Origin of the sequence: Paracoccus sp. PAMC 22219, assembly GCF_000787695.1 — a bacterium.
In the GTDB taxonomy this organism is placed as follows: Bacteria; Pseudomonadota; Alphaproteobacteria; order Rhodobacterales; family Rhodobacteraceae; genus Paracoccus.
Genome location: NZ_BBPH01000176.1, coordinates 1 through 13,064, shown reverse-complemented (window position 1 = coordinate 13,064; position 13,064 = coordinate 1). Strand labels below are relative to the sequence as shown.

The 13,064-nt window shown below is 70.0% G+C and carries 14 protein-coding genes and 2 pseudogenes; 3 read left to right on the top strand and 13 right to left on the bottom strand.

Features of this window, described 5'->3' with window-relative positions:
* Both TY51_RS21345 and TY51_RS24130 read right to left on the bottom strand, forming a co-directional pair.
* Positions 1–1,008, bottom strand: a 1,008-nt coding sequence (locus TY51_RS21345; protein WP_255351435.1) for a penicillin acylase family protein, incomplete at its 3' end; no start/stop codon positions are given.
* Positions 894–1,442 (bottom strand): annotated as a pseudogene (locus TY51_RS24130) (penicillin acylase family protein); the annotation flags it as partial. The gene TY51_RS21345 and the pseudogene TY51_RS24130, both read right to left, overlap by 115 nt.
* Positions 1,443–1,579: 137 nt before the next feature.
* On the opposite strand from TY51_RS24130, the gene TY51_RS17150 reads away from it, so the two are divergent.
* The 3 genes from TY51_RS17150 to TY51_RS17140 all read left to right on the top strand — a co-directional run bounded on the left by TY51_RS17150 (position 1,580) and on the right by TY51_RS17140 (position 4,594).
* On the top strand, positions 1,580–2,446 hold the full coding sequence (locus TY51_RS17150) for an NAD(P)-dependent oxidoreductase (protein ID WP_042251838.1): 867 nt from the start codon (positions 1,580–1,582) through the stop codon (positions 2,444–2,446).
* Positions 2,447–2,501: 55 nt separating this feature from the next.
* On the top strand, positions 2,502–2,885 hold the full coding sequence (locus TY51_RS17145; protein WP_042251834.1) for a PaaI family thioesterase: 384 nt from the start codon (positions 2,502–2,504) through the stop codon (positions 2,883–2,885).
* A 77-nt stretch (positions 2,886–2,962) separates the two neighbouring features.
* Positions 2,963–4,594 (top strand): long-chain fatty acid--CoA ligase, encoded by a 1,632-nt coding sequence (locus tag TY51_RS17140; RefSeq protein WP_042251833.1) that lies wholly within the window; start codon positions 2,963–2,965, stop codon positions 4,592–4,594.
* Between the two features lie 66 nt (positions 4,595–4,660).
* On the opposite strand, the gene TY51_RS17135 is transcribed toward TY51_RS17140, so the two are convergent.
* From TY51_RS17135 to TY51_RS22875, 11 genes and pseudogenes are all read right to left on the bottom strand, one after another.
* Entirely contained in the window at positions 4,661–4,900 is a 240-nt protein-coding gene (locus TY51_RS17135; protein WP_042251831.1) for a ribbon-helix-helix domain-containing protein, read from the bottom strand.
* Positions 4,897–5,082, bottom strand: a complete 186-nt coding sequence (locus TY51_RS17130) for a DUF4169 family protein (RefSeq protein ID WP_042251829.1) — start codon at positions 5,080–5,082, stop codon at positions 4,897–4,899. The genes TY51_RS17135 and TY51_RS17130 overlap by 4 nt, the downstream gene beginning before the upstream one ends.
* Before the next feature lie 65 nt (positions 5,083–5,147).
* Positions 5,148–6,542 carry a class II fumarate hydratase gene (gene fumC / locus TY51_RS17125; protein ID WP_042251826.1) on the bottom strand — a complete coding sequence of 465 codons (1,395 nt, stop codon included), beginning with the start codon at positions 6,540–6,542 and terminating at the stop codon, positions 5,148–5,150.
* Between the two features lie 94 nt (positions 6,543–6,636).
* Positions 6,637–7,517 (bottom strand): annotated as a pseudogene (locus TY51_RS17120) (dihydrodipicolinate synthase family protein).
* A 10-nt stretch (positions 7,518–7,527) separates the two neighbouring features.
* Positions 7,528–8,013 (bottom strand): SspB family protein, encoded by a 486-nt coding sequence (locus TY51_RS17115; protein ID WP_042251823.1) that lies wholly within the window; start codon positions 8,011–8,013, stop codon positions 7,528–7,530.
* 86 nt (positions 8,014–8,099) lie between these two features.
* Entirely contained in the window at positions 8,100–8,261 is a 162-nt protein-coding gene (locus tag TY51_RS22215; RefSeq protein WP_156118104.1) for a hypothetical protein, read from the bottom strand.
* Positions 8,246–8,899: a sugar phosphate isomerase/epimerase gene (locus TY51_RS17110; protein ID WP_052650389.1), complete on the bottom strand. Its 654-nt coding sequence runs from the start codon at positions 8,897–8,899 to the stop codon at positions 8,246–8,248. Before TY51_RS17110 ends, TY51_RS22215 begins: the two co-directional genes overlap by 16 nt.
* Positions 8,896–10,128, bottom strand: a complete 1,233-nt coding sequence (locus TY51_RS17105) for a DUF6005 family protein (protein WP_052650387.1) — start codon at positions 10,126–10,128, stop codon at positions 8,896–8,898. The genes TY51_RS17110 and TY51_RS17105 overlap by 4 nt, the downstream gene beginning before the upstream one ends.
* Positions 10,125–12,260 carry an IucA/IucC family C-terminal-domain containing protein gene (locus tag TY51_RS24125; protein ID WP_255351434.1) on the bottom strand — a complete coding sequence of 712 codons (2,136 nt, stop codon included), beginning with the start codon at positions 12,258–12,260 and terminating at the stop codon, positions 10,125–10,127. Before TY51_RS24125 ends, TY51_RS17105 begins: the two co-directional genes overlap by 4 nt.
* Positions 12,260–12,838, bottom strand: a complete 579-nt coding sequence (locus TY51_RS24120) for an IucA/IucC family protein (protein ID WP_052650385.1) — start codon at positions 12,836–12,838, stop codon at positions 12,260–12,262. Before TY51_RS24120 ends, TY51_RS24125 begins: the two co-directional genes overlap by 1 nt.
* On the bottom strand, positions 12,828–13,064 hold a 237-nt coding region (locus tag TY51_RS22875), incomplete at its 5' end, for a hypothetical protein (RefSeq protein WP_042251821.1). The genes TY51_RS22875 and TY51_RS24120, both read right to left, overlap by 11 nt.

The following is a 13,064-nucleotide window of genomic DNA, read 5'->3' as shown; positions in this document are numbered from 1 at the left end:
GCCAGCCGGGCGCGGGCAGGCGCCCCCGGTTGGGTGATCGGCGGCCCGTTCCGGCGCGGCTCCGGCGGCGAGGCGGGTGATCGCGTCGCCCTGAGCCAGCGTGACGTCCAGCGCCGGGGCCACGACATCGGCCAGCGCGCGGGTGGCCTGGTCCGTGTCACCCGCGCGCATCAGGCCCATCAGCGCGGACATGGTGCGGTCGCGCTGCGACAGCCCGGTCCAGCGCAGCGAGGGTACATGGCCGATGGGCGTCACGTCGCGCAGGCCGGGGTCCAGGCCGGGGACGATGGGACCGTTCTGCGTCTCCCGCAGGGTGATGGTCTGGGGGGCGGCGTCCAGCACGCGGATCACCTCGGTCCGGGTGTCGAACTCGGTCCAGCCCTGCACGCCGCGATAGCGGTCGGGGTTGCCGGGCTGCACCTCTTCGATGGCGATGTCGGCCACGTCCAGGTCCAGCGGCGTCAGCGCCCAGGACAGCGTCGGGTTGCGCCCCGACAGGACCAGTGGCATGCCGGGCACCGTCGCACCGATCACCCCGCCGCCCGTCAGCTCCAACCGCGCCAGATAGTACAGCGACGGCACCGTCAGCCCTGCATGCAGGTCATTGGCCAAAAGCGCCGCGCCCGCCGCCGTCCGCTGCGGTTCGGCGCCGAAGGCGTTGCCGCCAAGCGCCTGCCCGGGGCGCAGAAAGCCAAGCGGATCGTATTCCGCCTGCGGGTCCAGCCGCCGTTCGGGCGCCCCAAGGCGGGCGCGGGGAACAGCCCGGCATAGGTCGGCAGGGAGGCTGGCGTGTCGGCGCGGTCGACGATCTGCATGCCGCCTTCGGGCCAGGCCAGGGCCAGGCGGGCGCGCAGGATCTCGTCCCCCGCGGAATCGGTGCTGGCGGCGGCCAGCAGCTTCAGGATCGACAGCGAATCGGCCGGCTGCCAGAAGGTGATCACGTCCGGGAACAGAAAGAATTCCGGCGCGCCGCGGCCCATCGCGCCGTCGTTGACGATGCGGATCCACTGGTTCACCCCGTCGGCATAGGCCTGCAATGCCGCGCGGGTGTCGTCGTCCTGCACCTCCAGCGAGGCTTGGGCCGCGCGCTGCAGGCCCAGCCTGCGCACCAGGTCATCGGCGGGCAGGGCGCGGGGGCCGTGAACCTCGGCCAGGCGGCCCTGGGCCGCGCGGCGCAGCAGGGTCATCTGGAACAGCCGGTCCTGGGCATGGGCCAGCCCCAGGGCAAAGAACACGTCCGCATCGGTTTCGCCGAAGATATGCGGCACGTTTTCTGTCGAGCGCACGATCTCGACCGGGGCGGTGATGCCCGTCACCGGATAGCTGGCCGTGTAATCGGGAAGGGACCGCACCGCGAAATACCAGATCAGCACGGCGGACAGCACCGCCAGCACGATCAGCGCGATGGTCAGCCGCAGAAGCCAGCGAAACAAGGTCAGCATGTGCGGGCAGGTCCTTGGCCGGGGGCGCGGCACGGGTTGACCCTGCCGCGCATGGATGGTGGTGTGCTGCATAGGACAGGCGCGCGGGCATTTCAACGCACCGCCGCGCCACGGGCAGCGACCCGAGGGAGATTTGCATGGCCAAGACGGCGTTTCTGGGACTGGGCGTGATGGGCTTTCCGATGGCCGGGCATCTGGCAGGGGCAGGGCACCAGGTGACGGTGTTCAACCGCAGCCCGGCCAAGGCCGAGGCCTGGGTCGGTCGCCACGGCGGCGCATCCGCGCCGACCCCGCGCGAGGCGGCGCAGGGTGCGGACCTGGTGATGTGCTGCGTGGGCAATGACGACGACCTGCGCCAGGTGTGCCTTGGGCCGGATGGCGCGTTCGCGGGCATGGTGCGCGGCGCGGTCTTTGTCGATCACACCACGGTATCGGCCCAAGTGACGCAGGAGTTGGCGCAGGCTGCGGCGCAGGCGGGCATCGGCTATGTCGACGCGCCCGTGTCCGGGGGGCAGGCGGGGGCCGAGAACGGCCAGCTGTCGGTGATGTGCGGCGGTTCCGCCGAGGATTTCGACCGCGCCGCCCCGGTCATCGACGCCTATGCCAAGATCTGTCGCCGGATGGGCGATGTGGGCGCGGGTCAGATGACCAAGATGTGCAACCAGATCGCGATCGCGGGGTTGGTCCAGGCGCTGTCGGAATCGCTGGCTTTCGCGCAAAAGGCGGGACTGGACGTGGCCGATGTCGTCGAGGTGATCAGCCAGGGTGCGGCAGGCAGTTGGCAGATGGTCAATCGCCATGCCACCATGCATCGCGGCGAGTTCGAGCACGGTTTCGCCGTGGACTGGATGCGCAAGGATCTGGCGATCTGCCTGCAGGCGGGCGACCAGCTGGGCGCGGCCCTGCCGGTGACCGCGCTGGTGGACCAGTTCTACAAGGACGTGCAGGCGATGGGCGGCGGTCGGTGGGACACGTCGTCGCTGATCGCGCGCCTGACCCGCTAGGGTCGGGCAAGGATAATTCGCGGCGTGCCCGCGCCTGATGAGAAGGACTTGGGGGATGTCGGACCACACCCTTGCCGGACAGATCGAATTCGAGATCACCGGCGTGAACGAACAGGAAGCGACCGGAGAGATGATCGTGACCGCGGGCGTGCTGAACCCGTTCGGCACGATCCATGCCGGCGCGCTGGTCTGGTTCGCGGATGTGGTCGCCACGAACCTGGTCCTGGGCGGAGAGCAGCCGCAGGAGGGGATGGACAACTTTCCGGTCGCCATCACGCTGAACGCGCAACTGCTGACCAACCGTCGCGACGGGGTGCTGACCGCGCTGGCATCCTGGGTGCGGCAGGGGCGGCGCATCTCGACCGTGCGCACGCTGGTCAGCGACGCGGACGGCGCTGTGCTGCTGGACCTGACCTCGACGCATGTCAGCGCCCGCTGACCCTGCGGCAGGCAAGCACCGCGCGGGTTGAAACGCGCCGCGATCGCGTCATCATGCGCCATGATGGAGGAGACGTCATGGACGGTCTGATGATGCACCGCCCGCTGCTGCAAGGCGGGCTTCTGGATTTTGCCGCCGAGAGCTTTCCCGAGGCGCAGATCGTGTCGCGCCGGGTCGAGGGCGACCTGCACCGCCAAGGCTGGTCCCAGACCCGCGCCCGCGCGGTCCAGTTGTCCTTTGCGCTGGAGGCGCTGGGCGTGGCGCCGGGCGACCGGGTCGCGACGCTGGCCTGGAACGGCCATCGCCATCTGGAGATCTATCACGCCGTCCCGTCCATCGGGGCGGTCTGTCACACCATCAACCCGCGCCTGTCGGCCGACCAGATGGTGTTCATCGCGCATCACGCGGGCGACGGGCTGTTGTTCACCGACCTGACCTTCGTCCCGCTGCTGGAAAAGCTGCAGGATCGCCTGCCGCCCATGCGCTATGTCGTGATGACGGACGCGGCCCACATGCCTGCGACCACGCTGGACGCGCTGTGCTATGAGGACCTGCTGGCAGGACAGCCGACCGAGCGCGTCTGGCCCGAGTTCCCGGAAACGACCGCATCGGGCCTGTGCTATACCTCGGGGACGACGGGCGATCCCAAGGGGGTCCTCTATTCGCACCGGTCCAACATGCTGCACGCGCTGGCGACGGCCGCGGTGCTGGGCCCCGACCTGGGGCCGCAGCCGCGCATCCTGCCGGTGGTGCCGCTGTTTCACGTCAACGCCTGGGGTCTGCCCTTCACTGCGCCGCTGATCGGGGCCAGCCTGATCATGCCGGGCCCTGCGCTGGACGGGGCCAGCCTGTGGGACCTGTGCCAGGCGGAGGGCGTGCAAAGCGCCTGGGGCGTGCCCACCATCTGGCAGGGCCTGTTCGCCGAGATCCAGGTTCGCGGCGCCAAACCCTCGGGCCTGCGCCACATCGTCGTGGGCGGCAGCGCCATGCCCCGCAGCCTGACCGAGGGGTTCGAGCGTCTGGGCATCGACGTGAACCACGCCTGGGGCATGACCGAGACGTCTCCGCTTGGCAGCCAGGGGTCGCTGACCCCGGCGCAGCGCGATCTGCCGTTCGAGCGCCGCATGGCCCTGAAGCAGGCGCAGGGGCGCCGCGTCTTTGGGGTCGAGATGAAGATCGTGGACGATGCGGGCACCCGCCAGCCCCATGACGGGCGCGCCATGGGCGAGCTGTTCGTGCGCGGCAACACCGTCGCTGCGGGGTATCACGACAATGCCGACGCGACGGCGCGTGCCATCGACGCGGATGGTTGGTTCGGCACGGGCGACATCGCGTCGATCAGCGCGGAAGGGGTTTTGACCCTGCGCGACCGGGCCAAGGACCTGATCAAGTCGGGTGGCGAGTGGATCAGCTCGATCGACGTCGAGAACCTGGCGGTCGCCCATCCGGATGTCGCGCAATGCGCGGTCATCGCGCTGCCCCATCCGAAATGGGACGAACGTCCGCTGCTGGTGATCAAGCCCAAGGGGACGGCGCGGCCGGGGCTGGAGGAGATGCGGACGCATCTGGGCGCGCATCTGGCCGGCTGGCAGCTGCCCGACGACGTCGTCTATGTCGACGAGATGCCGCTGACCGCGACCGGCAAGATCAGCAAGCTGACCCTGCGGGAGCAGTTCCGCGACCACGTCCTGCCGGATCTGCGGGGATAGGGGGCTTCCAGCCCCCTCTTGGCCTGCGGCCAATTCACCCCCGGGGATATTTGGGCAACGGAGACTTCAGCCGTCCTGCTGCTGCGTGGCGGACAGGACAAACAGGCGCAGGGCGGTAGCCAGGCCGATCTGCGGGGGGCGGGCGTGGTCGATCTGTCCGATCAGGGCGGCGCGGGTCATGTCGCGGGCGGTGGCCTGGGTCGCCAGCGCCTTCCAGAATGCGTCCTCCAGCGAGACCGAGGTGCGGTGGCCGTCGATGGTGACCGACCGCTTCAGCGGCGGCGTCATGGGGGGCAGGTCGATCATTCGTCCGGGGCGTCGCGACGGTGCGCGTCCAGCACGCGGGTTGCGCGGTCCCGTTCGGCCTGTCGCGCATCGCGCAGGGGCTTGGCCTCTCCATGCAGGGCGGCGTTCGCGTCGCCCTTGGCGCGCTTGGCGTCGCGGTCGCGGGTCTTGCGGGCCTGGCGGAGGTTGATGATGCGGGTCATGGCGGTCCGGGAAACGACAAGGGGCGCGCCACTGTGGCGCGCCCCCCGCGTTCGGGTCAAGAGGGTCAGCCCTTGGGGCTGATCATGTCCTCGGGGCGGACGACGCGGTCGAAGGTCTCTCCGTCGACGAAGCCCAAGGCGATGGCCTCCTCGCGCAGGGTGGTGCCGTTCTTGTGCGCCGTTTTCGCGACCTTGGTGGCGTTGTCATAGCCGATGGTGGGCGCCAGCGCCGTCACCAGCATCAGCGATTCGCGCATCAGCTGGTCGATGCGTTTCACGTTGGCCTGCGTGCCCACGACCATGTTGTCGGTGAAGCTGCTGGCCGCGTCGCCCAGAAGCTGCATGGATTGCAGCACGTTGTAGGACATCATCGGGTTGTAGACGTTCAGTTCGAAATGCCCCTGAGACCCGGCAAAGCCCACGGCGGCGTCATTGCCCATGACATGGGCGCAGACCATGGTCAGCGCCTCGGCCTGGGTGGGGTTCACCTTGCCCGGCATGATGGACGATCCGGGCTCATTCTCCGGCAGGATCAGCTCTCCCAGACCCGACCGGGGGCCGGAGCCCAGCAGGCGCATGTCGTTGGCGATCTTGAACAGCGACCCCGCCACCGTCTTGAGCGCGCCCGAGAACATGACCATCGCGTCATGGGCGGCCAGCGCCTCGAACTTGTTCGGCGCGGTGACAAAGGGCAGGTCGGTGATCGTGGCGATTTCCGCCGCGATCGCCGTGTCCCAGCCCACCTTGGTGTTCAGGCCGGTGCCGACGGCGGTGCCACCCTGCGCCAGTTCATAGATGTCGGGCAGGCACGCCTTGACCCGTTCGATCCCCTTGCGGACCTGATGGGCATAGCCGCCGAATTCCTGGCCCAGGGTCAGGGGCGTCGCGTCCTGGGTGTGGGTGCGGCCGATCTTGATGATGTCCTTGAACTCGGCGGACTTGGCCTCCAGCGCTGTGGCCAGTTTCTCCAGTCCGGGCAGCAGCGTGTCGCGGGCCAGCATGGCGATGCCGACATGCATGGCCGTCGGGAAGGTGTCGTTCGACGACTGGCCCATGTTGCAGTGGTCGTTCGGGTGGACGGGCTTTTTCGACCCCATCTCTCCGCCCATGATCTCGATGGCGCGGTTGCTGATCACCTCGTTGGCGTTCATGTTCGACTGGGTGCCGGACCCGGTCTGCCAGACGACCAGCGGAAAGTTGTCGTCGAACTTGCCGTGGAACACCTCGGTCGCGGCCTGTTCCATCGCGTCGGCCAGATCCCCGGGCAGGTCGCCCGAGGCGCGGTTTACCCGCGCGGCGGCCAGCTTGATCGCGCCCATGGCGCGGATGATCGGCACCGGTTGGCGTTCCCAGCCAATCGGAAAGTTGATGATCGAACGCTGCGTCTGCGCGCCCCAGTATTTCGAGGCGTCAACCTCCAGCGGACCGAAGCTGTCGGTCTCAACGCGGGTCTTGGTCATCGGGTCGCTCCCTCACGGTTTCGTGGCGGGTTGTAGCGGTCCGGGGCAGCGGGTGCAATTCGTATGCAACGGTATGCTGGCGCAAACAGCGCCCTCAGCCGTCCAGCGCGTGCATCGCCGCCCGCAGGCGCGGGGTCAGCGCGTCGGGCAGGGGCAGGATCGGACGCGGAGGCTGCGCGTCGGTCAGGTCCATCAGCCGCGCGCAGGCATGGACGACCCGCAGGCTGCCATGGGCCTGGAACAGGTCCCACATCGGCTGGAACCGGGCTTGCCAACGCGCCGTTTCCGGCCGGTCACCCGCGCGGGCGGCGCAGGCGAGGGTCAGCGTCTGGTCCGGCCACAGGCCCGCGGCCACGCTGAACCAGCCGTCGGCATGGTTCAGCAGCGCATCGGGACAGCCCCAATCGCCGCTGTAGCCGATGGCGAAATCGGGCGGCAGATCGGCGCGCAGGGCCGCGATCTGGCCCGCGAAATCGCCGCCCGCGGGCAGCGGCATCTTGACCGCGGTGACCGTGGGCAGCGCCGCCAGACGCGCGATCAGCGCCGGCGTAAAGGTGAAATGCGTGGTCGAGGGGTTGTTGTAGATGCAGATCGGCAGGTCCGACGCCCCGGCGACCGTTTCGAAATGCCCAAAGACCTCGTCCTCGGTCAGGGGAGTATAGGACATCGGCGCCAGCAGCAGGCCCGCAGCCCCCGCATCCGCCGCATGGCGCGCCAGCGCGGCCGAGGTGTCGCTGCGCAGGCGCCCACGCCCGCGATCACCGGCACCTTGCCGCCCGCGGCGTCCAGCGCGGTTTCCAGGACCGCGCGGCGCTGGTCCGCGTCCAGATAGGCATAGCCGCCCGTCGACCCCAGCACGCCGATGCTGTCGACGCCCGCATGCCTAAGGCGCAGGATCAGGCGGCGCAGGTCGGCGGGCAGGGGGCTGCCCGCGGCGTCGGTCGGCGTGATCGGAAAGGCCGACAGGCCGCGCATGGTCATGGCGCTACTTCCGCCAGCGGTCCAGACGCACGACATCGGCACCGCCCGAGGGGGGCTTGTCGTCACCGTCATCCTCGGCGTCCAGCTGGTATTCGGCGTCGGCCTCGGCGTCCTCATCCTCGTCTTCGTCGCTGTCCTGCGTCTCGAAGCGCAGGCCGAATTCGACGGACGGATCGACAAAGGTGCGCAGGGCGTCGAACGGGATCTTCAGCGGCTCGGGCTGGTTGCCGAAGTTCAGCGTGATGGTGAAATGGTCGGGCTGGATCGTCAGGTTGTCGAACCAGTGCTGGATGACGATGGTCATCTCCTCGGGATAGCGTTCGCGCAGCCAGTCGGCCATCTCGACCCCGTCGTCGCGGGTGTCGAAGGTGATGAAGAAGTGATGCTCTCCGGGCAGGCCATCGCGGGCGATCTGGCGCAGCACCTCGGCGATCAGCCCCTGCATCGCGCGATGCATCATTCCGCCGTAATCCAGTCCCGATCGCGCCATGACGTCACCTTATCTTTTCTTGGCGGCAAGCATAGGGATATGACCGGGGATGAAAAGGGGGGCGGGAGCGGAATCCGCGCGTCCCGTCACGCAGCCCGATCCAGCAGGCCGCGACGCAGCGCGCGCAGGTCCGCGGCCATCGTCGCCGCGGGCTTGGGGCCGAACCATTCCAGCGATGCGTCCATGCCCGCGGGCACGTGCGGCAACAGCGCCCAGTAATCGACCGCACCCGTCAACAGCGGGCACATGCCCGCGCGGCTGCCTGCGGGTCGTGGACATTGTCCGGGTGAAAGACCGACAGACGGTCGCGCCCGGTCACGGATTTCAGGTGCAGGTGATCGACATGCCCGCGCAGCGCGACCAGCGCCGCGACCGGGTCCGCCCCTGATTCCCAGACATGCAGCACGTCGAGGTTCACGCCGACCGCCGGATGGTCCAGCGCGTCCACCAGCGCCAGCGTTGCGGGCAGGCTGTCGGCCAAGGTGCCGGGATGCGTCTCGACCGCGATGCGCAGGCTGCGGTCGCGGGCCATGTCGGCCACCACCGCCAGATCGCGCAGGATGGCACGGCGCTGGTCCGTGTCCGCCTGTTCACTGCCCAATCCGCCCGCGAACAGCCGCAGCCGCGGCGCGCCCCACGCCCCGGTCAGCGCCAGCAGGGCGTCGGCATCGGCGCGGCGGAAATCCGGGGTGCCCATGGGCAGATAGCCCGCCAGCATCGGCACCGGGGGACGCTGCGGCAGCGCCTGCCATTCCGTGACCAGCGCGTGGGCATGGGGGCCCCAGATCTCCAACCCGTCGAACCCCTCGCGGGCGACATATCGGGCCAGGTCACGGGCGGTCACATCAAGGTGGCGAAAGGCCACAGAACAGGCGTTGATCCTCATGCGCGCGCCCCCTGCCAGCGGTCGAACCATTGCCCCAGGGTCGCCTTGATGCCGCGTTCCAGCAGGGTCAGGCGGTCCAGATCGGCCAGCACCTGCAGCAGATCGTCGCCGTCGCCGCCGCGGGCAAAGGCCACCGCGCGCAGGTGGACCGCGTTCAGCCCGCCATGCAGCGCGGCGATCCGGTCGCAGCACTCCTCGAACGCGTCGTGATTGGCACCCTCGATATCGCCAAAGATCGCCAGCGCGTGTTCATAGGCGTATTTGCGGATCGCGATGACCGGCAGTTCGCGCAGCGCGGGTTCCAGATCGCAGCGCGGCAGATCGGAGACATGGGCCTGCACGATGCGGCGGATCGCGTCGATCAGCGGCACGGCATCGGCGTCAAAGGTCGCGCGGTGCATTGCGGCGATGGTCGCATCGTCCGCCGGATGCGTGGCCGCGGTGTCGAAGGCAAAGCCCCCCGCCACGGTCGGCGACAGGAACGCCGCGCGCAGGTCGCGGGCGGGCAGCGGCCCCTCCCACCGGAAATCGGGGTCGCGCATCAGCCAGGTGTCGGGGTCCGCCGTGGGTTCCAGCAGGGCGTAATGGGGAAAGCTGGCTTGCGCGAACTTGTTGTCGCGTTGCGGCAGCAGCGCCATGTCGACCATCGGCATGACATAGCGACCCGGCCGCCAGTCGGCCAGCAGCGCGTGCAGGCGGTCCAGGTTCCGCGCGCCGGGGGCGGCATCGTCATGCCAGCGCGTGACATGCAGGCCGAACAGCCGCGCGGCCCAGTCCAGATAGAACCCGTGATCGATCCCCGGCGCGTGATAGGACAGGCGCATCCGGTCGTCGACGATCACCTGACCGTCCCACAGGCCCAGATACAGCGGGCGGTGGTCGATGCCGCCGCGATCCTTCAGCGCCTGGCACAGGCAGCTGACGACGCAATGGACCTTGATGTCGACGGGTTCCTCCGACGCCGGGGTCACGCCCGCCAGCGCCATGGCCAGGGCCTGGACGGTCATGCCGGGGGCGCGGTCGAACGTATCCTCGGCCATGCTGATGCCGGCCTCGTCCAGGTGCAGCATCAGCGTCATCAGGGCGATGGAATCCAGGCCCAGGTCATGGCCAAGCCGCGCGTCGGGGCCAAAGGCCGCCATGCGGGTGCAGGCCATCGGTCCGGCCAGGATCGCGCGGATGCGGTCCTGGGCATCCTGGGGGGTGGGGATCGGGCGGGGGTCGGTCATGCGGGGGTCTCCGACAGGGTCTGGGCAAGGGTACGGCGCGCGATCTTGCCGTTCGCACCGCGTGGCAGGGCGGGCAGGCGGATCAGGCGCACCGGGCGCTGGCGCGGCGACAGCAGGGCGGCCAGATGGGCGTCCAGCAGCGACACCGCCACGTCGCCGGCATAGGCCAGGGCGGGACGCTGATGGGCGGCGGGGTCCGGGATGGCAAAGGCCACCGCGTCCGTGATGCCCGGCAGCGACAGGGCGGCGGCCTCTATCTGCGCGGGATAGACGTTCAGGCCCGCGACATCGATCACCTCGGCCTGACGGCCGGCAAAGATCAGGTGACCGCGGGCGTCGATCACGCCCAGATCGCCGGTCTGCACCACCGCGCCCGCCGCGTGGACGGTGACGGAGGCAGGCGCGTCGTGACCGGCCAGCAGGCGGACATGCGGCAGGGGCAGGCCCATGTCCTCGGGGCGGTCGGGATCTTGGGCGATGGACAGGCAGCCCGCCTCGGAACAGCCGTATTGCTGGAACATGTGGCGCGTGGCGGCGCGGATGGCATCGAACCAAGGCTGCGGCAGCACCGTTCCCGACGACATCACCGCATGCAGCCCCTGCGCGCCCGACAGCCGCGCCAGCACATTCAGCAAAGGCGGGGCGGCATAGATCAGCGGATCGCGGATCTGCGCCAGCTGGCGCAGGATGGCGCGCGGGTTGGCATGGTCCAGGACCACCGGGACATGCCCCCGCGCCTGACCCACCAGCACCCCGGCGATCAGGCCATAGGAATGGGTGATCGGCGCCGCGATCACCGGGGTCATGTCGGCGGCCTGCGGAAAGGCGCGCAGATAGGCGTCGATCTCTGTCTGGATGGCGGCCCAGCTGCGGGCGATGATCTTGGGCGCGCCGGTGGTGCCGGAACTGGTCTGGATCAGCACCCCGCCCGGCGCATGGGGCGCGTCCTGTCCCAGCCCCTGCAGCCCCGCATCGGTCAGCATCAGGTCGCAGCCCGCCCGCCGCGCCAGATCGCGTGCCTGATCCGGGGGCGTTTCCGGATGGATCGGGTGGCATGACGCGCCCGCATCCCGCAGGCACAAAATCTGCGTCAGGCAGGCCGCGCGGTCGGTCATCAACAGCGCGATGCGCGTGCGGTCCGGATCGCGGCCCGCCAGCAGGTCGGGAACGTCCGGGCCGAAGGGGTCGATGAGGGTATCGTTCAGGTGGAATAGACGGGTCATGGCGGGTTCCTTCAGCGGGTTCGGCGCGGGATGGGTTGCGGTGCGGCCCAGCAGCCCCGCGGCCAGGCTTTCCGCCGGGACTGTCGCCGCTTCGGTGCCAAGGCCGGGGGCATGGGGCAGGGCGGCACGGGCCAGCCGCCAGAAGATCGCCTCGGGCAGGTGGTCGGTGCGGTGCAGCAGATCGGCCAGATCCGACAGCACGTGGGTCACCAGGCAGTCGGCGACCAGATCGCGCAGGTCGGTCGCCCGCCCCATGCGGTGATACGTACCGTCCGGGGCACCCGCCATCGCCGGTTCGATCGCGGCCAGGTCCGGGGCGGGCAGGGTCAGGCGGTCGGGCAGGTATTCCAGGCTTTCGCTGAAATCGCGGGCGATCAGGCCGGTGGGCCAACCGGCGTCATGGGTCATCAGCAGGTTCTGGCCATGCGCCTCCAGCGCGATGCCGTGATGGGTCATCAGGCGCCAGACCGGCCGCAGGATCGCCAGCAGCTGCCCGGTCCAGGCGCGGGTACCATGCGCGGCCAGCCACGGCGCGATCAGCGGGCGCCGTCGGGTTGGGTCAGGGACAGGGCCGAAAGGGGCATCGCGCCGGGGGCGGCGGCTGCGCCGGATGACGGCCAGCCTGCCGCCCAGCAGGTCGCGCGCCCCGATGGCCGCGCCATGTTCCGGCAGGATCGTCAGCCCGGCCAGGTGCCGGTCCGACGCCACGACGCGCCCCAGCCAATCCGAAATCGCGGGCGCCACCGCCACCGACCACGGCACCAGATCACGCACCGACGAGGTGACGCCCACGCCAAGCGACAGCTTCAGGTGGTCGCCCCCGTCGCAGGCGGCCAGCGTTCGCAGCGACGCCGTGGCCTGCATCCGCGGCGCGTCTGTCGGCAGCACCTGCAAGGCGCCGCGGTCCATCAGCGCCCGCACCGCCGGGTCGCGCTGCAGGTTGCGCCACTGCCACGGATGAACCGGGACGCGCCCGGCTGCGCCCAACCCTGCGCAGGGTCGGTTCCTGCCCGCGTCACCAGCGTGGGATCGACCGCCAGCCAGACCGGGACGATGGGCTGGCCGCCCTCGGGGCCGAAGGCCGCGTTGTCGGCATCCGAAAACCCGGCGCGGGTCTTGAAGCCGGGGTGATAGGGGTGCCCCTCGATCAGGCTCGCCTCCAGCGCCAGTCCGGTCAGCGACTGGCGGTCGGCTGGCACCGGCCCGGCCGCACGCAGGAAATGCGCGCTGCGCCGCATGGCGGCCAGCAGGGTGCCGGGGTCGTGGCCGGCCTTTGCCAGCGCGGCCCCAAGCGCGTCCGCGTCCAGAACCCCGCCAGTGGCATCGCGCGGATCGTCCAGCAGCCGCAACCTTCCGCTGGCCTGCAGGCGATGCGGCGCGCGGATGGTCAGACCGCCCACGGTCCAGCCGCCCGGCGTCGGGCGCAGGATGTTCTCAAAGGCCAGCGCCTCGATCGTCTGGCGCAGGGCGCGGGCGTCAGGCAACATCGGACAGCACCCCGGCATGCGCCAGCGCGGGCAGCGGGTTCGGCACGCGGATCATCGGCGCGCGTTCGCCGGGGATCAGAAGTTCGTCCACGCCGCCCAGCTGCGTCAGCAAGTTGCCCTTGGCGGGCAGGTGTGGCTGCGTCAGCCAGCGTCGGGCCAAGGCGCCGCCATGGCCCGGCAGCCGCGCCAGACCGCCAAGATGGGCGGCAAGCGCCGACAGGGCGCG

Bases quoted from the DNA above. Each gene is read 5' to 3' on its own strand.
- TY51_RS17150 (WP_042251838.1), top strand. From the start codon at position 1,580: ATGGCCAAGACGGCGTTTCTGGGACTGGGCGTGATGGGCTTTCCGATG.
- TY51_RS17145 (WP_042251834.1), top strand. From the start codon at position 2,502: ATGTCGGACCACACCCTTGCCGGACAGATCGAATTCGAGATCACCGGC.
- TY51_RS17140 (WP_042251833.1), top strand. From the start codon at position 2,963: ATGGACGGTCTGATGATGCACCGCCCGCTGCTGCAAGGCGGGCTTCTG.
- TY51_RS17135 (WP_042251831.1), bottom strand. From the start codon at position 4,900: ATGATCGACCTGCCCCCCATGACGCCGCCGCTGAAGCGGTCGGTCACC.
- TY51_RS17130 (WP_042251829.1), bottom strand. From the start codon at position 5,082: ATGACCCGCATCATCAACCTCCGCCAGGCCCGCAAGACCCGCGACCGC.
- fumC (WP_042251826.1), bottom strand. From the start codon at position 6,542: ATGACCAAGACCCGCGTTGAGACCGACAGCTTCGGTCCGCTGGAGGTT.
- TY51_RS17115 (WP_042251823.1), bottom strand. From the start codon at position 8,013: ATGGCGCGATCGGGACTGGATTACGGCGGAATGATGCATCGCGCGATG.
- TY51_RS22215 (WP_156118104.1), bottom strand. From the start codon at position 8,261: ATGTGCCCGCTGTTGACGGGTGCGGTCGATTACTGGGCGCTGTTGCCG.
- TY51_RS17110 (WP_052650389.1), bottom strand. From the start codon at position 8,899: ATGAGGATCAACGCCTGTTCTGTGGCCTTTCGCCACCTTGATGTGACC.
- TY51_RS17105 (WP_052650387.1), bottom strand. From the start codon at position 10,128: ATGACCGACCCCCGCCCGATCCCCACCCCCCAGGATGCCCAGGACCGC.
- TY51_RS24125 (WP_255351434.1), bottom strand. From the start codon at position 12,260: ATGGACCGCGGCGCCTTGCAGGTGCTGCCGACAGACGCGCCGCGGATG.
- TY51_RS24120 (WP_052650385.1), bottom strand. From the start codon at position 12,838: ATGTTGCCTGACGCCCGCGCCCTGCGCCAGACGATCGAGGCGCTGGCC.